This is a genomic window from Allokutzneria albata (assembly GCF_900103775.1).
GTDB classification, from domain to species: Bacteria; Actinomycetota; Actinomycetes; order Mycobacteriales; family Pseudonocardiaceae; genus Allokutzneria; species Allokutzneria albata.
Map to the genome: position 1 here is coordinate 5,866,217 of NZ_LT629701.1, position 21,762 is coordinate 5,887,978.

25 protein-coding genes are annotated in these 21,762 nt (G+C 70.0%); 16 read left to right on the top strand and 9 right to left on the bottom strand.

Annotated features, from left to right (window positions below; all coding sequences use genetic code 11):
• Positions 1-5: 5 nt before the first annotated feature.
• The 5 genes from pstA to BLT28_RS26580 all read right to left on the bottom strand — a co-directional run bounded on the left by pstA (position 6) and on the right by BLT28_RS26580 (position 5,048).
• A complete protein-coding gene (gene pstA / locus BLT28_RS26560) occupies positions 6-923 on the bottom strand; it encodes a phosphate ABC transporter permease PstA (RefSeq protein WP_030427162.1) in 918 nt (305 codons plus the stop codon).
• Positions 920-1,846 (bottom strand): phosphate ABC transporter permease subunit PstC, encoded by a 927-nt coding sequence (pstC, locus tag BLT28_RS26565; RefSeq protein WP_030427161.1) that lies wholly within the window; start codon positions 1,844-1,846, stop codon positions 920-922. The genes pstA and pstC overlap by 4 nt, the downstream gene beginning before the upstream one ends.
• A 108-nt stretch (positions 1,847-1,954) precedes the next feature.
• On the bottom strand, positions 1,955-3,070 hold the full coding sequence (gene pstS, locus BLT28_RS26570; RefSeq protein ID WP_030427160.1) for a phosphate ABC transporter substrate-binding protein PstS: 1,116 nt from the start codon (positions 3,068-3,070) through the stop codon (positions 1,955-1,957).
• 306 nt (positions 3,071-3,376) lie between these two features.
• A complete protein-coding gene (gene mshD / locus BLT28_RS26575; protein ID WP_030427159.1) occupies positions 3,377-4,279 on the bottom strand; it encodes a mycothiol synthase in 903 nt (300 codons plus the stop codon).
• Positions 4,280-4,304: 25 nt separating this feature from the next.
• Positions 4,305-5,048: a winged helix-turn-helix transcriptional regulator gene (locus BLT28_RS26580; protein ID WP_052406850.1), complete on the bottom strand. Its 744-nt coding sequence runs from the start codon at positions 5,046-5,048 to the stop codon at positions 4,305-4,307.
• Between the two features lie 199 nt (positions 5,049-5,247).
• Between BLT28_RS26580 and BLT28_RS26585 the strand changes: the two genes are divergently transcribed.
• The 9 genes from BLT28_RS26585 (at position 5,248) to BLT28_RS26625 (ending at position 11,930) form a co-directional block, all read left to right on the top strand.
• A complete protein-coding gene (locus BLT28_RS26585) occupies positions 5,248-5,979 on the top strand; it encodes an alpha/beta hydrolase (RefSeq protein ID WP_231950437.1) in 732 nt (243 codons plus the stop codon).
• Positions 5,976-6,818, top strand: coding sequence for an LmeA family phospholipid-binding protein (locus BLT28_RS26590; protein ID WP_030427156.1), 843 nt, complete (start codon positions 5,976-5,978; stop codon positions 6,816-6,818). Before BLT28_RS26585 ends, BLT28_RS26590 begins: the two co-directional genes overlap by 4 nt.
• A 24-nt stretch (positions 6,819-6,842) precedes the next feature.
• Positions 6,843-7,274: a TlpA family protein disulfide reductase gene (locus BLT28_RS26595; RefSeq protein ID WP_030427155.1), complete on the top strand. Its 432-nt coding sequence runs from the start codon at positions 6,843-6,845 to the stop codon at positions 7,272-7,274.
• 223 nt (positions 7,275-7,497) lie between these two features.
• Positions 7,498-7,920: a DUF4395 domain-containing protein gene (locus BLT28_RS26600; RefSeq protein ID WP_030427154.1), complete on the top strand. Its 423-nt coding sequence runs from the start codon at positions 7,498-7,500 to the stop codon at positions 7,918-7,920.
• Positions 7,921-7,971: 51 nt separating this feature from the next.
• On the top strand, positions 7,972-8,814 hold the full coding sequence (locus BLT28_RS26605; RefSeq protein WP_030427153.1) for a sulfurtransferase: 843 nt from the start codon (positions 7,972-7,974) through the stop codon (positions 8,812-8,814).
• A gap of 11 nt (positions 8,815-8,825) precedes the next feature.
• Entirely contained in the window at positions 8,826-9,131 is a 306-nt protein-coding gene (locus BLT28_RS26610) for a DUF1416 domain-containing protein (RefSeq protein ID WP_030427152.1), read from the top strand.
• 127 nt (positions 9,132-9,258) lie between these two features.
• A complete protein-coding gene (locus BLT28_RS26615; protein WP_030427151.1) occupies positions 9,259-9,873 on the top strand; it encodes a peptidoglycan-binding domain-containing protein in 615 nt (204 codons plus the stop codon).
• Between the two features lie 193 nt (positions 9,874-10,066).
• Positions 10,067-10,717 (top strand): FABP family protein, encoded by a 651-nt coding sequence (locus BLT28_RS26620; RefSeq protein WP_052406848.1) that lies wholly within the window; start codon positions 10,067-10,069, stop codon positions 10,715-10,717.
• A 304-nt stretch (positions 10,718-11,021) separates the two neighbouring features.
• On the top strand, positions 11,022-11,930 hold the full coding sequence (locus tag BLT28_RS26625; RefSeq protein ID WP_083383788.1) for an SGNH/GDSL hydrolase family protein: 909 nt from the start codon (positions 11,022-11,024) through the stop codon (positions 11,928-11,930).
• 54 nt (positions 11,931-11,984) lie between these two features.
• Here the strand turns inward: BLT28_RS26625 and BLT28_RS26630 are convergent, their stop codons facing one another.
• Positions 11,985-12,836: an aminodeoxychorismate lyase gene (locus BLT28_RS26630; RefSeq protein ID WP_030427148.1), complete on the bottom strand. Its 852-nt coding sequence runs from the start codon at positions 12,834-12,836 to the stop codon at positions 11,985-11,987.
• Positions 12,837-12,878: 42 nt separating this feature from the next.
• Here BLT28_RS26630 and BLT28_RS26635 point away from each other — a divergent pair, with 42 nt between their 5' ends.
• The 5 genes from BLT28_RS26635 to BLT28_RS26655 all read left to right on the top strand — a co-directional run bounded on the left by BLT28_RS26635 (position 12,879) and on the right by BLT28_RS26655 (position 16,878).
• The gene (locus BLT28_RS26635; RefSeq protein ID WP_030427147.1) at positions 12,879-13,298 is read left to right on the top strand and encodes a Fur family transcriptional regulator; all 420 of its coding nucleotides are present in this window, start codon (positions 12,879-12,881) and stop codon (positions 13,296-13,298) included.
• Positions 13,295-14,368: a CAF17-like 4Fe-4S cluster assembly/insertion protein YgfZ gene (gene ygfZ, locus BLT28_RS26640; RefSeq protein WP_030427146.1), complete on the top strand. Its 1,074-nt coding sequence runs from the start codon at positions 13,295-13,297 to the stop codon at positions 14,366-14,368. The genes BLT28_RS26635 and ygfZ overlap by 4 nt, the downstream gene beginning before the upstream one ends.
• Positions 14,369-14,421: 53 nt before the next feature.
• Positions 14,422-15,261, top strand: coding sequence for a BKACE family enzyme (locus BLT28_RS26645; RefSeq protein WP_030427145.1), 840 nt, complete (start codon positions 14,422-14,424; stop codon positions 15,259-15,261).
• A gap of 73 nt (positions 15,262-15,334) precedes the next feature.
• Positions 15,335-15,925: an RsiG family protein gene (locus BLT28_RS26650; protein WP_030427144.1), complete on the top strand. Its 591-nt coding sequence runs from the start codon at positions 15,335-15,337 to the stop codon at positions 15,923-15,925.
• A 14-nt stretch (positions 15,926-15,939) separates the two neighbouring features.
• Entirely contained in the window at positions 15,940-16,878 is a 939-nt protein-coding gene (locus BLT28_RS26655; RefSeq protein ID WP_231950897.1) for an asparaginase, read from the top strand.
• A gap of 73 nt (positions 16,879-16,951) precedes the next feature.
• Here BLT28_RS26655 and BLT28_RS26660 read toward each other — a convergent pair whose 3' ends face one another.
• Positions 16,952-17,446 carry an AMIN-like domain-containing (lipo)protein gene (locus tag BLT28_RS26660; RefSeq protein ID WP_030427142.1) on the bottom strand — a complete coding sequence of 165 codons (495 nt, stop codon included), beginning with the start codon at positions 17,444-17,446 and terminating at the stop codon, positions 16,952-16,954.
• Between the two features lie 72 nt (positions 17,447-17,518).
• Positions 17,519-18,043 carry an AMIN-like domain-containing (lipo)protein gene (locus BLT28_RS26665; protein ID WP_030427141.1) on the bottom strand — a complete coding sequence of 175 codons (525 nt, stop codon included), beginning with the start codon at positions 18,041-18,043 and terminating at the stop codon, positions 17,519-17,521.
• Between the two features lie 367 nt (positions 18,044-18,410).
• Between BLT28_RS26665 and BLT28_RS26670 the strand changes: the two genes are divergently transcribed.
• Complete coding sequence (locus BLT28_RS26670; protein ID WP_030427140.1) at positions 18,411-19,577, top strand: MFS transporter; 1,167 nt, start codon at positions 18,411-18,413, stop codon at positions 19,575-19,577.
• A 48-nt stretch (positions 19,578-19,625) separates the two neighbouring features.
• The gene (locus tag BLT28_RS26675; RefSeq protein ID WP_030427139.1) at positions 19,626-20,822 is read left to right on the top strand and encodes an MFS transporter; all 1,197 of its coding nucleotides are present in this window, start codon (positions 19,626-19,628) and stop codon (positions 20,820-20,822) included.
• Here BLT28_RS26675 and BLT28_RS26680 read toward each other — a convergent pair.
• Positions 20,819-21,712 carry a hypothetical protein gene (locus BLT28_RS26680; protein ID WP_030427138.1) on the bottom strand — a complete coding sequence of 298 codons (894 nt, stop codon included), beginning with the start codon at positions 21,710-21,712 and terminating at the stop codon, positions 20,819-20,821. The two genes, BLT28_RS26675 and BLT28_RS26680, sit on opposite strands and share 4 nt — an antisense overlap.
• Positions 21,713-21,762 lie beyond the last annotated feature (50 nt).

Sequence of the window (21,762 nt, forward strand, 5' to 3'; positions counted from 1 at the left end):
CCCGCTCACTTCGTCTTGATCGCCGAGAGCCGCGAGACGATCGCGGCGATGAGGTTGAACAGCATGATGATCACAACAAGGGTCAGCGCCGCGCCCCACACGCGCATGTCGCCCGCCTCGGTGCCGGTGGCGCGCTCGGTGTTCATCAACAACGGCAGCGAGGCCATCTCGCCGGAGAAGATGTTGTAGTTGATGAACGGCGCGTAGCCGACCAGGATCAGCAGCGGCGCGGTCTCGCCCATGACCCTGGCCAGGCCGAGCATGACGCCGGTGACGATGCCGGACAGCGCGGTCGGGATGACGATCTTGACGATCGTCTTCCACTTCGGCACGCCGAGCGCGTAGGAGGCCTCGCGCAGCTCCATCGGCACGATCCGCAGCATCTCCTCCGTTGTCCTGATGACCACCGGGACCATCAGCAGGACGAGGGAGAGCGAGACCGCGAACGCGCTGCGGGTGAAGCCGAACGTGGTGATCCACAGGGCGTAGATGAACAGACCGGCCACGATGGACGGGACACCGGTGAGGATGTCCACCATGAACGTCGTCGTCCTGGCCAGCTTCGAGCGCGCGCCGTACTCCACCAGGTAGATCGCCACGAGCACGCCGATCGGCACCGAGATCAGCGCGCAGACGACGCCCTGCACCAGGGTGCCGTAGATCGCGTGGTACGCGCCGCCGCCGAACTGCGTCGCGGTCAGGCCGTTGAGCGACTTGCCCCACCAGTCCGCGCTGAGGATCGGGCCGAGCCCCTTCTCCAGCACCGTGTAGAGCACCCACACCAGCGGGACGACGGCGATCGCGAAGGACAGGTAGACCAGGACCGTCGCGATGAGGTTCTTGCTCTTGCGCGCCGCGCCGATCGGCCGGAACGCGGGCGGGCTGGCGGGCTTGTCGAGGTCGACGGAGGTCGTCACGCTCATGCGTACTCCTTCTTCCCGGCCACCACGGTCCGCGCGAGCGCGTTGACCGCGAAGGTGATCAGGAACAGCACCAGTCCGGCCGCGATGTAGGCGCCGACGGTGAGGTTGTCGTTGAACTCCGCCGAGCCCAGCGCGATCCGCGAGGCGAAGGTCGCGCCACCGTCGAAGATCGTGTAGTTCGGCTTGGCGTCGGTGGCGCTGAGGATGGTGGTCAGCGCGATCGTCTCGCCGAGCGCGCGGCCGAGGCCGAGCATGGCCGCGCTGATGAAGCCCGCCTTGCCGAAGGGCAGCACAGTGGTGCGCACGACCTCCCACTTGGTCGCGCCGAGCGCGAGCGCGCCCTCGATGTGCGCGGTGGGCGTGCGCTCGAAGATCTCCCTGCTGACCGCGGTGATGATCGGCAGGATCATCACGGCGAGCACGACGCCGGAGATGAAGATGTTGCCACCGCCCGCCGTGGACACGTTGCCCAGCGCGAAGATCGGGATCCAGCCCAGGTTCTCGTTGAGCCACTCCGCGAACGGCAGCAGCCGCGGCGCGAGCACCTGGATTCCCCACAGGCCGAAGATGATCGACGGCACGGCGGCGAGCAGGTCCACGACGTAGGCGAGCGAGCGGGCCAGCCTGCGCGGCGCGTACTGGGTGAGGAACAGCGCGATGCCCAGCGCGACCGGCGTGGCCAGCACCAGTGCCACCACGGAGGTCGCGACGGTGACCCACAGCAGGTCGATGATGCCGAAGCGCAGGTTCGCGGGGTCGTTGGTGATCCAGTCGCGGCTCAGCAGGAAGTTGACGTTGTCCCGCTGCAGCGAGGGAACCGCCCGCAGCAGCAGGAAGATCCCGATCGCGGCGATCAGGACCACGATGAACACGCCGGCACCGGAGGTCAGGGCCCGGAAGATCCGGTCGCCTGGCCTGACCACGGTCGACTTCTCAGCGCTGGAGATGACAGCCTCCGGGTAGTCCGGTCAAGTGCGAAGGCCGGAACGCGTGTCGCGTCCCGGCCAACCACCCGATCGAGAGGGAATCCGTCAGGCGATCGCCGAGACGGCCGTTGTCAGCTTCTTCTTGAAGGTCTCGGGCAGCGCGACGTAGCCCGCGGCCTCCAGCTCGCTCGCCGAGGCGTTGGCGGCCACCGTCAGGAACGCCTTGACGGCCTTGGCGGTCTCGGCGTCGTAGCCCTTGGAGCAGACCACCTCGTAGGTCGCCAGCAGCAGCGGGTAGGCGCCCGCCGCCTTGGTGCCGTAGATCGAGTTCAGGTCCAGCACCAGGTCGTTGCCGGTGCCCTTGATCTGCGCGCCGTCGATGGCCTTGGCGGCGCTGGCCGAGGTCAGCTCGACCGCACCGGCGCCGGTGTCGATCTTGGCGATGCCCAGCTTGGCGTTCTTGGCGAAGGACCACTCGACGTAGGTGATGGCACCGTCGGTGCTCTTGGTGGCGCTGGAGACGCCGTCGGAGGACTCCTTGCCCTCACCGACGCCGCCGGTGAACTTCTTGCCGCCGCCCTTGGTCCACGCCTGCGGGGCCACGGTCTTGAGGTAGGTCTGGAAGTTCTCGGTGGTGCCGGACTCGTCGGAGCGGTAGATCACCACGATCTTCTTGTCCGGCAGGGCCGCACCCGGGTTCGCCGCGGCGATCGCCGGGTCGTTCCACTTGGTGATCTGGCCGCTGAAGATCTTGGCGGTCAGCTCGCCGGTGAGCGCGACGGTGTTCACGTTCGGCAGGTTGTAGGCCAGCGCGACCGGGCCGAACACCAGCGGCAGGTTCCACGCCGGGTTGCCCTCGCAGCGCTGCGCGGCCTTGTCGACCTCGCCCTTCTCCTTGCTCAGCGGGGAGTCGGTGCCGCCGAAGTCGATCTGCTTCGCGGTGAACTGGCTGATGCCCTTGCCGGAGCCGGACTTGGTGTAGGCGATCCGCTGTCCCTGGCACTTCGCCTGGAAGTCCTTGGCGAAGATGTCCATGGCGTTCTTCTGCGCCGAGGACCCCTCGGCCGAGATGTTGGCCTTGCCGCCGCACTCGACGCTCAGGTTCGCCAGTGCGCTGGACGTGCCCTGGGCACCGGTGTTGTTGTCGCTGCCACAGGCGGACAGCAGCAGGGCGCCCACGGCCACCAGACCGATCGCGGCACCGCTCTGCTTGATCTTCACCTGAACTCCTCCAGCTGGGGAAAGGGTGTGCCGGCGAGGTTTCCGCCGTACGGCCGCAGACGGTAGGCAGCCAGGGTTGACGGCCCCCGGTGAACAGGTGAACGACGGGTGAACAAGGCACTCGGAGTGACCATCCCCACCCCATTGGTGCCGTTCCGTGTCCCCCGCGTGACCAGGGTGTATGCGTGCCGTGACGGCTCCGTCATCCGCTGTGCCCACGGCTCCAGTCTGCGTGGCACCCGGCCAACCCGCGACACAAGCGAAAGCGGGCCCGCTCGATCGAGCGGGCCCCCTTCGGCGCCGGCGTCAGGCCCCGGCGAACTGCACGTCCGCGTCCCACCTGTCGAAGCCGAGCTTCTCGTAGACCCGGATCGCGGCGGTGTTGTCCGCCTCGACGTAGAGCATCACCGCGGGCAGGCCGAGCGAACGCAGGTGGTGCAGCCCGGCGAGGGTCAGCACGGAGCCGAGACCGCCACCCTGCGCGTCCGGGTCGATGCCCACGACGTAGACCTCGCCGATGGGCTCGCCGCCGGTGCTCGACGAGGCCGGGTGCACCTTCGTCCAGTGGAAGCCGATGACCTGGCCACCCTTGTCCGCGAGGAAGAAACCGTTGGCGTCGAACCACTCCTCGGCCTCGCGGGCGCGGACGTCGGCCTCCGTCCAGCCGCCCTGCTCGGGGTGCCAGGAGAACGCGCGGTTGTTGACCGCGACCATGGCGGCCTCGTCCTCGCCGGGCCGGAACGTCCGCAGCACAACGCCTTCCGGCGCGGCGCGGGTCGGCAGGGGTTCGGCGAGCGAGCGGCGCATCCGCCACAGCTCGCGGGCGCGGCGGAGCCCGAACTTCTCCGCGAGGTGCTTGGCGGCGGGGGTTTCCCCGTGCGCCCAGATCCGCAGCCCGGCGCGGTCCGGCACCTTCGCCAGGACGCCGTCGACCAGTGCGGAACCGATGCCGCGGCGGCGGTGCTCCGGGTGCACGGCGAGTTCGGCGACCGAGTTGCCGTCGTTGTCCGGGGTGCGGTCGAGGAAGGCGTAGCCGATGACCGGACCGCCGTCCCGCTCGGCGGCGACCAGGTGGTCCCCGCCGTCGAGGTTCAGCAACACGTGCTCTCCGATGGGTGCCCTGCCGTCGACCTCGGCCGCGGCGGCGACGAGCGCGCGCACCTGGTCGGCCTGCTGGGCGGAGAGCCGTTCCTGCCAGATCAGTTCCACGGAACCGACGTTAACCCCTCGGGGCTCACAGCGAAGTGGGGATCCGAGGCGTGGGGGTGGCCGGGAGCGAGGCGCGCTGCGGAGAGGCGGACCGGCTCGCCGGGCGGACGAACTTGTAGCCGACGTTGCGGACGGTGCCGATCATCGTCTCGTGTTCGAGGCCGAGCTTGGCGCGCAGGCGGCGCACGTGCACGTCCACCGTGCGGGTGCCGCCGAAGAAGTCGTAGCCCCAGACCTCCTGGAGCAGCTGTGCGCGCGTGAAGACCCGGCCCGCGTGCTGGGCGAGGTACTTCAGCAGCTCGAACTCCTTGTAGGTCAGTTCGAGCGCGCGACCGCGCAGCTTGGCGGAGTAGGTGGCCTCGTCGATGACCAGTTCGCCGACCTGCAGCGCGCCGTCGCCGCCCCGGTGCGCGGCGGCCCGGCGTCCGCGGACCAGCCGCAGGCGGGCGTCGACCTCGGCGGGACCGGAGTTCGGCAGCAGGATCTCGTCGATGCCCCAGTCGGCGTTGAGCGCGACCAGGTTGGCCTCGGTCACCACGGCGATCACCGGAACGTCGATGCCGCTGCCCGCGAGCAGACGGCAGAGGCTGCGGGCGCCGACCAGGTCGGTGCGGGCGTCCACGATGACCGCCTCGTGCGGACCGGCCTCCAGCAGCGCGGAGACGTCCGGGGCGAGCGGGCGGACCTGGTGCGGGAGCAGCGCGAGCGCGGGGAGCACCGACTCGGGATCGCGGTCGGTGGTCAGCAGCAGCAGGTCGACGTTCGACATGGGCGCTCCTCTCAGGCGGACCGGTCGCGGGCCGCAGGAGTCGGGTCGGCGCCGTTGCCGATGGATGTCGGGGAGGATACCGGGTGTGCCGCGCACAGAACCAGGCCGCGAAACCCTCGTCACACTGATGACCTCGGACAACGTTCGCCTGCACGCACGCTTGCACGATTCAGCCCGGCCGTCCGGTCTCGTCGTCGTCGTGGCACACGGCGTAACACACCACATCGGCCAGCCCAACGTCGCGCGACTGCTGCGCAGGCTCGCGCTGAGGCATTCCGTGCTCGGTTTCGACCTGCGCGGGCACGGTCGTTCCGGCGGCTTCTCCACGGTCGGCGACGCCGAGATGTACGACGTGGACGCCGCGGTCCGCTACGCGAGGCAGCGCTTCGAGCGGGTCGCGACGCTGGGGATCTCCCTCGGCGCGTCCGTCGTGCTGCGCCACGCCGCGCTCATCGGCACCCCGGACGCAGTGGTCACGGTCAGCTGCCCCGCGCGGTGGTGGGTCCGCGAGACGGCCGCCATGCGCCGGGTGCACTGGATGCTGGAGCAGCCGCAGGGCCGGATCGCCGCGCGGCTGCTCGGGGTCCGGCTCGGCAGGCCGTGGGCGGAGATCCCGGCTTCGCCGGTGGAGGTGGCCAGCCGGGTCCCTCCGGAGAAACTGCTGATCGTGCACGGTGCGGCGGACCAGTACTTTCCCCGGGAGCACGCCGAGGCGCTGCACCGGGCCACCGGCGGGGAGGCCGACCTCTGGCTCGAACCGGGCATGAGGCACGCTGAGAGCGCGCTGACGCCACAGCTGGTCGACCGCATCGCTCGGTGGCTGGACGAGCGCACCCGAGGCAACTCCGTCGGGGTGCGTCACGTCCCCCCATCGGTACCGCGGCCCTCCCGCGGCGGACCGAGGCAAGGATTGGACGGAGAACCCACGTGAAGAAGCTGGTCATCAGCCTGGTCGTCGTACTGGGCCTGTTCGTGGTCGCCGACTACGCCATCGCCGCGACCGCCGAGTACCAGTTGTCCCAGCGGATGCGGACCCAGCTCAACGTCACCGAGGATCCGCACGTGCGGATCAACGGGTTCCCGTTCATCTACCAGGCGCTCACCGGTGACTACCCCAACGTGGAGATCCGCGCGGTCGGCGTCCCGCTGACCAAGGACGCCAAGATCAAGGTCGAGGGCGAGGTCCGGCTGCGGCACGCGCGCGCCTCCCTGTCCGACCTGATTTCCGGAAACACCCAGGACATGCGGGTGGACGAGGTGCTCGGCGCGGTCAAGGTCACCGCGAGCGACGTCGGCAAGCTGATCGGCATCCCCGACCTGAAGATCGAGAACCCCACCCAGGAGGAGCTGAACAAGCTCCAGAACGACGTGAACCGGGTGAAGGAGCAGGAGGAGCCCAAGCCGCCGCTCGCCGGGACCGTGCAGGACGAGCAGAAGCGCAAGGCAATGGTCCGGCTGACCGGCAGCACCACCATCGCCGGCGTCAAGACCGAGCTCACCGCGCTCGGCGTGATCCAGATCGTGGACGGCCAGATCGAGATCAAGCCCAACACCTTCAAGCTCGGCAACGCCAAGTCCGGTGGCGAGGTCACGCTGCCGCCCGCGATCGAGCGCGCCGCGATGGCCGCCTTCACCCACCGGGTCAACCTCGGCGGGCTGCCGTTCACCGTGGTGCCGACCGCGGTGCGGGTTGAACTGAACCAGCTGGTGATGGAGGCTCTTGCCAAGGACGTGCACCTGCGCACCCTCACCGGGCGCATGGGGCAGTGACCTCCTAGCACTTCGGCGGTGACGATGACGGGTTCGGTCGTTGTGCTGGTCGCGGTCGTCGTGACGGCCGCGATCGGCCTGCTCTACCGCGTGGTCGACGGACGGGTCAGGGAGAAGGCGCAGCCCGTGGAGGTCGCACTGCCCGCGCCGGTGCGCACGGCGTTGGACTCGGCGCCGGACACCGGCTCCCCGGTCACCCTGCTCCAGTTCTCCACCACCTTCTGCGCGCCGTGCCGCCACGCGCGCGTGCTGCTGACTGACCTCGCCGGGCGCACCGAGGGGGTCCGGCACGTCGAGTTCGACCTGACCGCGCACCCCGAGGTGGCCGGGGAGCTGGGCGTGCTGCGCACCCCGACGACGCTCGCCCTTGCTCCCGACGGGCGGGAACTGCTGCGGGTCAGCGGGCTGCCGAAGCGGGACGCGCTGGTCAGCGCGCTGCGCGCGCACCTGCCTTAGCCCCATCGAGTCCCACTGGTTGGACGCCCTTCCCGGAGCGCGGGCGAACGGAGTAGCCTCGCCGACATGTACGTATGGCTGACCAAGCGACGCGTGGTGGACCACTGCCGCGTGCGCAGCAGCCTGTGTCGCCTCTGACGGGCGGTTGCTGACGGCCGCGCCGAGCGCGCCGGAAAAGCCGCCTCTGACGGACTCTTTTCGCAGTCGAGTCAGGAGGCAAGTCGTGTCCGTAGACCCACCGGTCGATCCCCGAGGTCCCCGCTTCTCGGCGTGGATGACCAGCCTGGTGCTGGTGCTGGCGATGGTCACCGGGGTGTGGCAGCTGCTGGCCGCGCAGACGGTGATCTTCGCGATGTGCACGTTCGTCAGCCTGCGCCTCAACCCCTACGGCCAGCTCTACCGCGCGGCCGTGCAGCCGCGGCTGAAGCCGACGACCGAGCGCGAGGAGCCGGCGCCGCTGCGCTTCGCCCAGGGCGTCGGGTTCACCTTCACCCTGGTCGGCACGATCGGCTACGCCTCCGGCCTGACCACCCTCGGTCTCGTCGCCACCGCGGTCGCACTCATCGCCGCACTGCTGAACGCCGCGTTCGGACTGTGCCTCGGCTGCGAGATGTACCTGCTGCTGCGCCGTTTCCGCGCCGCCTGAACACCTTCCCCAACTGTCCCAAGTAGACGGAACTGTCACGAGGAGCGCTCGATGAGCCGTGAGAACGTCCTGGTCTCGGCCGAATGGGCCGAGCAGAACCTCGACGCCGAAGGGGTGGTGTTCGTCGAGGTCGACGAGGACACCGCCGCCTACGACACCGGGCACATCCCCGGCGCGATCAAGATCGACTGGAAGCAGGACCTCCAGGACCCGGTGCGCCGCGACTTCGTCGACCGCGAGGGCTTCGAGAAGCTGTTGTCCGCCAAGGGAATCTCCAACGACAACACGGTGATCCTCTACGGCGGCAACAACAACTGGTTCGCCGCATACGCCTACTGGTACTTCAAGCTCTACGGCCACGCCGACGTGAAGCTGCTCGACGGCGGCCGCAAGAAGTGGGAGCTGGACGGCCGTCCGCTGGACAAGCAGGAGGTGCGGCGGGCCGAGACGACCTACAGCGCGTCCGAGCCGGACACCTCCATCCGCGCGTTCCGCCGCGAGGTCGAGGACTCCATCGGCAAGAAGAACTACGTCGACGTGCGCTCCCCCGACGAGTTCTCCGGCAAGCTGGCCGCCCCCGCGCACCTGCCGCAGGAGCAGGCGCAGCGGCCCGGCCACATCCCCGGCGCGCTGAACGTGCCGTGGAGCAAGGCGGCCAACGAGGACGGCACCTTCAAGAAGGACGAGGAGCTCCGCGAGCTGTACAAGGCGGAGGGCCTGGACGAGTCCAAGCCGACCATCGCCTACTGCCGCATCGGCGAGCGGTCCTCGCACACGTGGTTCGTGCTGCGGGAACTGCTCGGGTACTCCGACGTGAAGAACTACGACGGTTCGTGGACCGAGTACGGCTCGCTGGTCGGCGTGCCGATCGAGCTCGGCGCGGGCAAGAAGTAAGGAGCGAGGACATGAGCAGCTGCGGAGCCCCCGCCCAGACGGCGACCTTGCCCGCGAACATCGATGCCGGCAAGGAGGTCGTGCTCTCCGGGCGCGTGCTCTCCGCCGGCGCCCCGGTCGGCGGTGCGTTCGTGCGCCTGCTCGACTCCGCGGGCGAGTTCACCGCCGAGGTCGTCTCCTCCGAGGGCGGCGACTTCCGGTTCTTCGCCGCCCCCGGCTCGTGGACGGTGCGCGCGCTGCACCGCTCGGGCAACGGCGAGGTGTCGGTGAGCGCCGACGGTCCAGGACTGCACACCCTCGAGGTCGCGGTCGCCTAGCCACCCCTGAGAAGTTCGGCCCCGTTCCGTCGCACCGGGACGGGGTCGAACTCTTTTCTTTTCGTGGCAACCACATCCCTCCCCCCCAGGCGTGTCACAGGCACAGGAACGACAAGGGGAGGAACCCATGCGGAAGTTCGGTGTTCGGGCGATCGTCGTCGCGGTGCTCGCGGCGGGGCTCAGCGGTGTGGCAGCGGTGACCGGCGCGGGCACGGCGATGGCTTGTGAGGTGGCCCAGGGCGACTCGCGCGAGTTCGCCGCGACGCTGTCGAGGGTGGAGCCGGGACAGCGCGGCATCGAGGTGCTGGGTTTACAGCGGGCACTGCGTTTCCAGGGCTACGGACTGCGCGGAACGGGGCTGTACGCGGAGAACACGCTCGCGGCGGTGAAGGACTTCCAGCGCCGCAACGGGATCGTCGACGACGGCGTCGTGGACCAGCCGACCTGGCAGGCGCTCGTCGGCCCACTGCCCGCCAGGCAGACCAGCGCTGTGCCGCTGCCGGAGCGCGGCATCCAGCCCGGCGCGCACGACCCGGAGATGATGGACCGCCTGCACGACGCGCTCACCCGGCTGGAGGTCGCCCTCCCCGGCTACCACGACGGGCACTACGACGAGGCGTGGCAGGCCATCGTGCGCGCGTTCCAGCGCAACGTCGGCATCAGGGACAGCGGCATCATCGGCCCGCTGACGTGGAACGCGCTCTACCGCGCGATCTCCATCAGCGGTCAGTGGGGCTGCTGATCCCCATCGCTTGATCCTCGTCACTGAGTGGGGGTGGGGCGGCGCGAGTGCCCCACCCCCGGCGTTATCCTCAGCCGGTGGAATGGTTCTTTACCGGGCTGATCGGACTGGCCGCGCTGCTGACACTGTGGTTCGCCGGCTACGTCGTCTACCGGCTCTACGCTGACCAGCGCTGACGAGTGAATCGCAGGACATGACCCAGACTCCCCCAGAGCCGACCCCGGGCGTCGTTCCCGGGAGCGGTGACGCCGCACTGCGGGCCGCCGCCGAGCGCGCCGAGACCACCCGCGACCGCAACCTGCCGCAGTTCGAGGACATGCCCATCGGGGGCGACACCGCGAACCTGCGCCTGGGTGCCAACCTGCACGACGACTGCCTGGACCTGCTGCCGCTGATCGGCGTGTGGCGGGGCGAGGGCGAGGTCGTCTACCCGACGATCGACGGCCCGTACCGCTTCGGCCAGCAGGTGACCTTCGCCCACGACGGGCGGCCGTTCGTCTACTACGAGGCGCGGTCCTGGCTGCTGAACGAGGCCGGTGAGGTCATCCGCCCGGCGGCGCGGGAGACCGGGTTCTGGCGCCCGCAGGCCGACGAGACGATCGAGGTGCTGCTCACCCACTCCTCGGGCATCGTCGAGATCTACTACGGCAAGCCGATGAGCCAGACCGCGTGGGAGTTCGGCACCGACATCGTGATGCGCACCGCGACGGCCAAGGAGGTCAACGCGGCGAACCGGCTCTACGGCATCGTCGAGGGCGACCTGGCCTACGTCGAGGAGCGCGCGATGGCGGGCCAGCCCATGCAGCCGCACACCTCCGCCCGCCTCACCCGCGTCGTCGGCTGAGGCCCCTCGGGCCCCTGCCCCCTCGTCGCCGACGAGGGGGCTTCCCTTGTTCCTGCCCGTGGCTCTCCTCGCCGATGGGCAATCGATTGCATTCCGGAAAAGTGAGCCGATGCACACGATGTGACGCTTTCGCAACCACGCTCTTCCGCCGTTTTCGAAGAAAATCAGTTTGCCGACCTTGATTCCCGTACCCTTCTCGGCGAAGCGATAAAAGATCAACAATTCCTCAGGCCGATCACCGCACGGCTCAAGATCGGCCGCTGCGGCGTGCCTTCCGAACGTCCTTTACTCAGCGGAGAAAGACTTGAGACAGCGTCTCCTCCCGATCGCCATCGTGCTGGCCACATTCCTGGTGTGCGGTCTTGCCGTGATGGCCTCGGCCGCCCCCGCCACGTCGCTGAACATGGTGACGTTGGGTGACTCGACCGCCTCCGGCACCGGAGCAGGGGATTACCGCGATCGGACCGCGGGCGTCTGCTGGCGCAGCGCCAACTCCTACTCCGAGGTCGTCGCGGCGAAACTGCGGACCGGCAGCCGAAAGGTGAATCTGCACAACGTCGCGTGCAGCGGGGCGTCCATCAACGACGTCCGCACCGAGTTCAAGAACGAGCCGGCACAGCTGAACGCGCTCAAGCAGGACACCGACCTGGTGCTGCTGACCCTGGGTGCCAACGACGTCAGCTACGCCGAATTCGGCGCGCAGTGCATCGCGGGCGACTGCTCCAAGGCGGGCAGGACGGTCATCGACCAGATGCCCGCCATGAGCAAGAACCTGCTCGCGCTCTTCGGCGAGATCAAGGCCAGGAGTCCCCGGGCCAAGATCGTCACCGTCGCGTACGGGCGTCAGCTCACGCGCGGCCACAACGCGCTCTCGCTCCACGCGCTGGACCCGGTCTGCGCTCCCGTCGTGTTCACCGGCGATGAGCGCGTCGAAGGCAACAAGGTCGCCAGCGCCTTGGACGCGACCCTGCGCGAGACGGTCAAGAAGGCGAAGGCCAACGGCATCGACGCCCTGTTCGTCAGCCCCTACGAGGCCGACTCGGTCGCGGTGGGCAAGGAGTTCGCCGGGCACTCGCAGTGCGAGGCCCGAGTTCCCTACTACCGCGGCTTCGACTCCCTGCTGCCCACGCAGGAAGGCAAGGAAGGCGTGCTGCACCTGAACAGGGCTGGGCACGCCGCCCTCGGCAAGCTGGTCGTCGCCGGTCTTCGCTAGGCGACCGCGGTGTGGGCTGATCGGTCCGGATCAGCCCACACGAGCGCGGGGAGTTCAGGCGTAGACGGCCTCGTAGAGGCCGGAGATCTCCTGGTGCAGGGGCGTGAAGTCCGGCAGGGGGGTGCCGTTGAGGGTGTGCACGCGGGTGATCAGCCGGACGCTGGAGACGCACCAGAGGCCGTCGGCGGTGGCGAGGTCCTCGACGGTCATCGGCTCGACCTCGGTCTTCCAGCCCGCCGCCTCGGCCGCGCGGAACAGAGCGGCCTGGGTGGTGCCCTCCAGGATGCCCAGCGGCGGCGGGGTGGTGGTCAGGGTGCGGTCCTTGGCGACGACCACCGTGGACGTCGGCCCCTCCAGCACGGTGCCGTCGGACGCGGTGAAGATCACTTCCTGGGCGCCCTGGCTCTGCGCGTAGCGGGTCGCGGCCATGTTCACCGCGTAGCTCAGCGTCTTCGCGCCCAGCAACAGCCACGGCGCGCGCTCGGTGAGGTCGGTGCTGTAGCCGCGGTCCAGGGTGAGCGCGGCGACGCCCTCGCGGCGGTAGCGGATCGTGCTGTCCGGGATCGGGATGCCCATGGCGAAGCCGGTCGGCGTGCCGTCGCCGTACTCGGGGCCGCGGGTGTAGATCAGCTTCAGACCCATCTCGGGGTGGGTGTCCCACGGCCACGCGTCGATGACGACCTGGCTGACCCGCTCCCACGCGGGCACGTCGACCGGGGGCATGCCGAGCAGTGCGGCCGACCGGGCGAGCCGGGCGAGGTGCGGGCCGAACTCACGGGTCCTGCGGTTCACCACGAAGATCGTTTCGAACACGCCGTCGCCGCGCTGGACGCTGTAGTCGTCCGGTCGGAGGAGTGGTGCTTCGGGGTCGACGAGGGTCCCGTCGAGCTTTGCCACTACGCGCATGCGCCTCAGCCTACGATTGGGCTCGTGGACAGCGCGCCGGAGATGCTCCGCCGGACCCTGCGCGAGCGCGGGCTGCGGATGACACCGCAGCGCCAGCTGGTGCTCGACGCGGTCACCGAGCTGGAGCACGCGACCCCGGAACAGATCTGCCAGCGCATCCAGCAGCGCACGCCGACGGTCAACATCACCACCGTCTACCGCACACTGGACCTGCTGGAACAGCTCGGGCTGGTGCGGCACACGCACCTCGGGCACGGCGCGCCGACCTACTCGGTGGACGCCCACGAGCACGTCCACCTCGTCTGCCACCGCTGCGGCGCGTTGGACGAGGTGCCGTGCGAGGCGCTCGCGGCGCTCGGGGAACAACTGCACGCCGCGCGGGGTTTCCACCTGGATGCCAGCCACCTCGCGCTCTCCGGGGTGTGCGCGGACTGCTCAGTCGGAGATCAGGAGTTGCCGTGACGCTAGGCCAGCCAGGCGCGATCGCCCCGCCGGAGGACTCGGCGGACTCCGGGGTGCCGTGGCACTTCGGCGATCCGCTCGCCGAGCAACGGACGGCGTCGCGCTCGGCCGCGGTGATCGACCGCTCGCACCGGGGCGTCATCGCGGTCTCCGGGCCGGACCGGCTGACCTGGCTGCACTCGCTGACCAGCCAGCACATGACCGCGCTGACCGACGGATCCGGGAGCGAGCTGCTGATCCTGGACGCGCAGGGCCGGGTCGAGGACCACGCGGTGGTCGCCGAGCTGGACGGCACCGTCTGGCTGGACACCGAGCGGGAGCGGGTCGAGCCGCTGCTGGCCTACCTCACCAAGATGGTGTTCTGGTCGAAGGTCGAGCCCACGGACGCCACCGGGGAGTTCGGACTGCTCACCGTGGTCGGCCCGAACACCGGCGAGGTGCTGGGCGCCGCGGGGGTGCCCGTGCCGGACGGCGTGCTCGCCCTCCCCGGCGGCGGGTTCGCCAGGCGGATGAGCGCCCCGGACTCGGTCGACCTGCTGGTGCCCCGGGCGGACCTCGACACGTGGTGGACGCGGCTGACCGACGCGGGAGCCCGGCCGACGGGCAGCTGGACCTACGAGGCGCTGCGGGTGGAGTCGCTGCGCCCCCGGCTCGGCGTGGACACCGACGAGCGCACGATCCCGCACGAGGTCTCGTGGATCGGCCGCGCCGTGCACCTGGACAAGGGGTGCTACCGGGGTCAGGAGACGGTGGCCAGGGTGCACAACCTGGGCAAGCCGCCGCGGCGGATGGTGCTGCTGCACCTGGACGGCTCGCAGGAGGTGCTGCCGCAGCCCGGGGCTCCGGTCAGCGCCAACGGCAAGGTCGTCGGGCGGGTCGGCACGGCGGTGCTGCACCACGAGCTGGGCCCGATCGCGCTGGCGCTGCTCAAGCGTTCGGTGCCGGTCGAAACCGAGCTCACGGCGGGTGAGGGCGAGGACGTGGTCAGCGCCGCGATCGATCCCGACTCGGTGCCGCCGGACACCGGTGAGCAGCCAGGACGGGCCGCGTTGCGCAGGCTGCGCGGCTGACCACCGGCTTCGGGGCTATCTCCGGACGGCAGGCGCCTGGCAGGATCGCCACCATGACAGCGTCGTCGTCAGGCACCCTGATCACGGTCGCCCCCACCGGGGCGGAACACAGCAAGGCCGAGGTCCCGAACCTGCCGGTCACGCTGGAGGAACTGGTCCGCACGGGCCAGGACTGCGAACGCGTCGGCGCGAGCATGATCCACGTGCACATCCGGGACGCCGAGGCCCAGCCGACCCTGGACCAGGGCCTGCTCAAGGAGACCGTCGCCGCGCTGCGCAGCGAGACGAACCTGATCGTCCAGCTGTCGACGGGCGGCGCGGTGACCGACCCGGAGGAGGACCGGCTGGCCGTGCTCGACGCCATGCCGGACTCGGCCTCCTGCACCATGGGCACGGTGAACTTCGGCGACGCGGTGTTCATGAACCGGTGGGAGTTCATCGTCGAGCTGCACAGGCGGATGCAGGAACGGCGGATCGTGCCGGAGTACGAGATCTTCGACATCGGCCAGCTCGCCTCGCTGAACCGGCTGCTGGACGAGCACGGGGCCCCCGCGGGCGGTCACGTGCACGTGGACCTCGTGATGGGCGTTCCCGGCGGCATGCCGGGCACGACGGAGATGCTGACCTCCGCGCTGCGGCTGCTGCCGACCGGCGCGAGCTTCTCCGCGACGGGCATCGGGCGGACCTCGCTCCCGGTGATGTTGGCCTCACTGTCCGCGGGCGGTCATCTGCGCGTCGGCATGGAGGACACTCTCTCCTACGCCAGGGGTGAGCGAGTGCGGGACAACGCCCAACTCGCGGCGCGAGCGGCGGCGTTGTCCCGGATCGCGCAGCGGCCGCCACTGGCCGTCGAGGAGGCCCGGGCGTTGCTCGGGGTGCATCAAACCAGGTGATTATCGGAATCTGTACCTGTTGGGAGTAGAGCGGGTGTTGGCGGCTGACCGGAATGTCCCGCAGGATGGGCACGTGATCGAGGTACGTCCAGGCGGGCGCCGGAGGATTGACCGCGTGCTGGCCCCGGACTACACCGAGGGTGTCGAGCAGCGCCCCCTCAGCGAGGTGCGGGAGCTGCGGGACGAAGCTGCCCAGGAGGAGACGGACCTCTCCTACGTGCGCAGGCTGCTGCACGCCAGGATCGACATCGTGCTCGCCGAGCAACGCAGGCGGTCCGAGGGTGGACCGACCTCCGTGGTCGAGCAGCTCGTCGGCATCCTGTCGGAGAACGCGGTCCGGTCCACCGGCAGTCTCGGGCGCGCCCAGATGCCGGAGCCCTCGCGCGCGGAGGCGCACCGCAGGCACGTGGAGACCCTGGTCTCCGACGTGGACCTGTCCAACGTCACCTCGCTGACCGAGGAGCAGATCGCGCACGCGCTGCGGGCCTACCGGGCCGAGGAGGCCTCGGTGTCCGGGCGGCGGCGCGAGGTGCAGGCCGTGATGGACAAGCTCAACGAGGAGATCGCCCGGCGCTACCGGGAGGGCAGGGCGTCGGTCGACGATCTGCTTGCCGCCAGCAGGCTGCGCACGCAGGACGGGACCGACGAACCCGAGGAGGACTAGCCATCGCCGGCGAACTGGTCGAGGTGGTCCGCTCCGGTGTGCGCGAGTGCGTGCACCACGGCTCGGTGATCGTGCTCGGCCCGGCGGGCGAGGTGGTCACGGTCCACGGGGACACCCGCAGGCCGATCATGCCGCGCTCGTCGAACAAGCCGGTGCAGGCACTGGGCATGCTCCGGTGCGGCCTCGACGTGCCGGACGACGCGGACCTGGCGCTGATCTGCGCCTCCCACAACGGCGAACCGGAGCACGTCGACCGGGCGACGGCACTGCTGGCCAAGCACGGCCTCAGCCCGGACGACCTGCTGTGCCCGCCGGACTACCCGGTGCACGAAGGCAGCAGGAACGAGCTGCTGGCCTCCGGCGGCACGGCGAACCGGATCAGCATGAACTGCTCCGGCAAGCACGCGGGCATGCTCGCGACCTGCGTCCAGCGGGGCTGGCCGACGACGTCCTACACCGATCCCTCGCACCCGCTCCAGGTGACGATCAGGGACACCCTCGCCGAGCTGGCCGAGGAGCCGATCGCGCACACCGCGGTCGACGGGTGCGGGGCGCCGCTGTTCTCGGTCTCGCTCTACGGGCTCGCCAGGGCCTTCGGCAAGCTCGCGCGGGCGGAGCCTGGCTCCGATCTGCGCCGGGTCGCCGACGCCATGCGCGCTCACCCGCACCTCGTGGCGGGAACGGGGCGCGAGGACACGCTGCTGATGAACGCGGTGCCCGGCCTGCTGTGCAAGGCGGGGGCCGAAGGCGTGCACGCGGCCGCCCTTCCGGACGGGCGGGCGGTGGCTCTCAAGATCGCCGACGGGGCGCAGCGGGCGCGGATGCCGGTGATCGTCGGCGCGCTGCGGGCGCTGGGCGTCTCGACTCCCGCGCTGGAGGAGCTGGCCGAGGAGCCGGTGCGCGGCGGTGGCCGCCGGGTCGGCTCGGTCCGCCTGCTCCCCAACGTCTTCTGAGGTCGCCTGAGACAGGCGAAGGGGCCCTCACCCCCTGCCGGTGAGAGCCCCTTCTGGCTCGGTGCGGTTCCCGCTAGTCCTTGGGGAACTCGATCGTCAGTGTGGACCCGGTGTGGTGCACGGACCTCGGGAACAAGCCCTTGTCCGTCCCGATGACCCAGGAAAGGGTGCCCTCGAAGTCGCCGTTGAGGACGATCTCGCGGACAACGCCCTTGCCCTCGATACGACGCGGACCGGTGTACGGGTTGCCGTACCAGTCGTAGCCGCACAGCATCCGGACCTCGAACCAGGTCGATCCCTTGACCGGGACCGGGTCACCCGAACCGTCTTGCACGGGCGGTTCGGTCAGCTCGCGCACCGTCACGTCCTCGACGGGGCGGGAGTAGGTCAGGTCGACAGCGGTCGTGTCGCCGGTGTCACGAACCTGCACTCCGGAGAAGGTGAACGGTTCGCACTCCTGCACCGGGGCGGCGGAGGCGGCGGGCGCGAACACGCCCAGCAACCCTGCCGTCACCGCGCCGGCGGCGATCGCCTTGCGCAGACCACGGGTGGGGACTCGCGAAGTCATCACTTTCCTTTCGTAGCGGTCACTCCGTGTGAGTACCCGCTGGGGATCCGGTGACACCGGCGGTGACCGGTCTCAGACCTTGACGGTCACGGTGATGGTCTTGCCCTTGACGGTCTTGGTGAAGCCGCGCTTCTTGTCCAGGCCGATGAACCAGTTGGACTGGCCCTCGAAGTTGTCGCCGTGCACGATCTGCTTCACGGCGCCCTCACCGGAGAGGATGTTCTCGCCCTTGTAGGCGTCCTTGGTCCAGTTGTAGCCGTCGGTGACGACGCGGATCCACGCCTTGGCGGACTGGTCGACCTTGACCTTCTTGCCGTTCTTCAGCGCGACTTCCTTGATCTCACCCTCCATGTTGAAGGGCTTCTCACCCGGGTTGAGGAAAGCGATCTCGCGGACCGTGCCCTCGACCTTGCAGTGGAAGTTGAAGACGACGCTGATGCCGTCGTGGTCGGCCGAGTGGAAGACGTCCTTGAGCGAGTTGCCCTCGTTGCAGTTCACGGCCGGGGCGGGCGCGGCGGTCGCGACGGGGGCGACGGCTCCACCCAGGGCGGCGATCAGGACGCCACCGACGGCGAGGCGGGAAAGCAGCGAGGTCATCGTCTTCCTTTCAGCTGTGGCGCCTGGGGGTGCGCCGGACAGGAACGACTGAACCACAGCACGGTTGGAAAATTGGCAACCAAACAGTGTGACCAAGATGACGCGCGATCAAGGAGCGGAATACTTGCTAGTAGGGCCGTACCTTCGCGTGAATGTGACCATCGCCACTGCGAGCTTGAACCTCAAGAAACGGTCAATGACCTGCGGTTTTCCTGAAATTTGCACTTCGGCGGTGATCGAAAGTTCTGGAAGTGCCCCATGTCTGGACATGGAAAATCTTCCACATGAAGTCGCTATTATCTGGCCTGTCTTTCCATTATTCGGGAAAGTACTCCCGCAATGTGGATACGAGACCTACGCTGCCCTGATGATCACGCGCCCCGAACGGTATCGCTGGGTGGTGCTCGCGGCGGGAGCCCTAGGCCAGGGGGCGAACGCCTCCTACTTCCTCGGCCTTCCCGTGCTCATCCCGCAACTGCGCGAGCACTTCGCGCTGAGCCTGCCGGAGGCGGGCCTCCTGGTGGGTGCGGTCAACCTCGGCACGATGCTGACGCTGGTGCTCTGGGGCGCCAGCGCGGACCGCTTCGGCGAGCGCCCGGTGATGGCCATCGGCCTCGTCGCGGCGGCCCTGTGCCTCGCCGGGGCGGCGGCGACCGACGACGTGCTGGTCGCCGCGCTGGCGCTGCTCGGCGCCGGGGCGTTCGGGGCGAGCGCGAACGCGGCGAGCGGGCGGGCCGTGATGATCTGGTTCCCCGCGGACCAGCGGGGCATCGCGATGGGGGTGCGGCAGTGCGCCACCCCGGCGGGCGCGGCGTTCTCCGCGCTGGTGCTGCCCCTGGCCGCGCACACCGGCGGCGTTCCGCTGGCCTTCCTGGTGCTGGCCGCGATCAGCCTGGTCGCCGCGATCGCCGTCCTGATCTGGGTCCGTGAGCCGGAGGGCGCCGTGCGGGCGCCGAAGGACAGCGGGGCCGGGGAGGTGCTGCGCTCCCCCAGGCTGTGGCGGCTCAGCGTGGCCAGCGCGTGCCTGGTGATCCCGCAGTTCACCACCGCCGCCCTGCTGGTCGAGCTGTTCCACGAGCACCGCGGCGTCAGCCTGACCGTCGCCTCGACCCTGCTCGCCGTCGCGCAGCTGCTCGGCGCGGGTGGACGGCTGGTCAACGGGGCGTGGTCGGACCGGGTGCGGAGCAGGCTCGGGCCGCTGCGCACCGTCTCGTTGCTGATCGCCGTGTCACTGGGCCTGGTGGCCCTGCTGGACTGGGGACACGTGGCCGTTCCGGTGCTCGCGGTGGTGGCGGTGGCGGCCACCGCGCTGTCGCTGAGCTGGAACGGGCTGGCGTTCACCGCGGCCGGGGAAATGGCTCCGGAGGGCCGCAGCGGCACGGCGCTGGGCTTCCAGAACACGGCCAACTACCTGTCGGCGGCGATCGCGCCGGGCATCGCGGGCTGGCTGGCCGCCGAGGTGTCCTGGCCGATCGCGTTCGCGGTGGGCGGCGCGGCCGCGGTGCTGAGCCTGGTGTTGCTGCGCAAGCTCTGAACTCGAATATCGGTTGCCCGCGCGGGTGGTCGAGGCGACAGTTCGCTCATGCGCGATCTTCCGGGGACCTTCCGCCGTGTCTGGGCGGGCGAGTCGGTCTCCATGCTCGGGGACTACAGCTACGACGTGGTCTTCGCGTGGCTGGTGCTGTCCACCACCGGGTCCTCGACCACGACCCTGGCCGCCGTCATGGTGTCGATCGCGGTGCCGCGCGGTGCGCTGCTGCTGGTCGGCGGCGCGGTCACGGACCGGCTCTCGCCGCGTGCGGTCATGCTGCTCTCCCACCTGGTGCGCGGCGGCTGCGTGCTCGCGCTGGCGCTGCTCAACGCCACCGGGACGATCGCGATCTGGCACTTCTTCGTCATCGGAGTGCTGTCGGGTGTCGCCGAGGCGTTCTTCTGGCCCGCCAGCACGAGCATCCTGCCGTCGCTGGTCTCCGACGACCAGCTGCCGAAGGCCAACGCGCTGCTCGGGATGAGCGAGCAGGTCGGACGCCTGGTCGGACCGATGGCGGGCGGCGTGCTGGTCGCGGTGGGCAACACCACCACGGCGATGCTGGTGAACGCGGCGACCTTCCTGTTCGCGGCGACGACGCTGAGCCGGGCGCCGAAGGGGACGCCCGCGGACCGACCCGAGGCACCGCTGTGGCGGGAGATCGGCGTCGGGCTGCGCTACGCCCGCGACAGCGTCGAGATGCGGATCGTCCTGCTGCTGGTCACCGCGGCCACGCTGGCCTACGCCGGGGTCTTCGTCGTCGGGTTGCCCGTCCTCGCCAAGGAACTGTCCGGCAGCCCGATCGCGCTCGGCGTGCTGTCGGCGTCGTGGGGGCTCGGCCAGCTCGTCGGTGCCTTCGGCGCCTCGGTCACCGGGCTGCCGAAGCGGTGGGGTCTGTTGATCATCGGCATGGCGCTGTGCGAGGGCCTGGCGTTCGCGCTCGTCGGTTTCCTGCCCAGCGTCTGGGGCGTGGCCGTGGTGCTCGCGCTGCTCGGGGTCGGCGTCGCCTATTCCAGCGACGTGGCGCTGCCCGCCTTCATCCAGAGCACCGCGCCGCGCGAGCTGCTCGGCCGGGTGAACAGCATCGTCGACCTGCCGAGGATGACGCTGGACTCCGTCTCGATCGCGCTGATGGGCGTGCTGATCGCGATCGACGTGCGGTGGGCGTTCGTGATCGCGGCGCTGCCGATGATCGCGGTCGGCACCGGGCTGGCGTTCAGCCGGACGGCTCGGGAGATGCGGGCGCGTTAGTTGTGCTGCTCGCGCGAGGCCAGGTCGCTCCAGAACTCGCGGAGCTTCGCGTACCGCTCGGCAGCGAGTTCGGCGTTGCCGGTCTCCAGTGCGCTCAGCGCGACCTGGACGTCCTCGGCCGAGGTGTCCTCGGTCAGCTCCGAGTCCTCCAGCAGCTGGACCAGGCCGCCGTAGTCCAGCTCGATCACCGAGTTCACGTCGAAGTGCGCCAGCCAGCGCGAGGTGTCCCGGAGGATGCGAGCGGGCCCCTCCTCCCCGAGCGTCGCCACGACCACGGCGTGCGCCTCCTCGGCGCGGCGGCGCGCGTCGGTCATGGAGATCAGCCAGTGCACGCTGCGCTCGGCGTCACCGCGCTCCTTCAGGACCACCTTGCGCGCGCCCGGGTCGACCAGCGCGAACCACGGCAGCGGCACGGTCCAGGTGGAGGAGACGACGTGAGCGGCCCGGCGGGGCAGGTTGCTCAGCGCCGCGGACGCCCTGGCCTTGACCACCTCGACCGGCATCGGCAGGGCCTCGTCGACCAGCGGGCCGACCGAGTTGGCCAGGAAGCCCATCACTCCGGCGGCGGCGCGCGGGCGCAGGTCGAGCGGGCAGACCAGCGGGGACTCGTCGGCGTCGACCGCGTCGCGGCCGGGCGCCTCGGCGGCGGGCAGCGTGATCACGTCGAGCCTGCGGAGCGCGCCCTCGCCCTCGGCGTTGTCGCCGGGCAGAAGGCGGGCCGGCGCGGCCAACTGTGTCCTAAGCCACAGTTCACGCTCGCGATCGGCCGCCTGGGACCTGGTGAGACCACCTCCGTTGCGCAACGCGTGCTCGACCTGCGAACGAAACGCGCCCTCCAAAGAGGACAACGGCTCGTACACCCGGAGATAGGCGACGAACGGACGGGGCACGGGGGAATCGTGCCATGCGGTCTCGACGCGGTCACAACCGTGTCATGAGG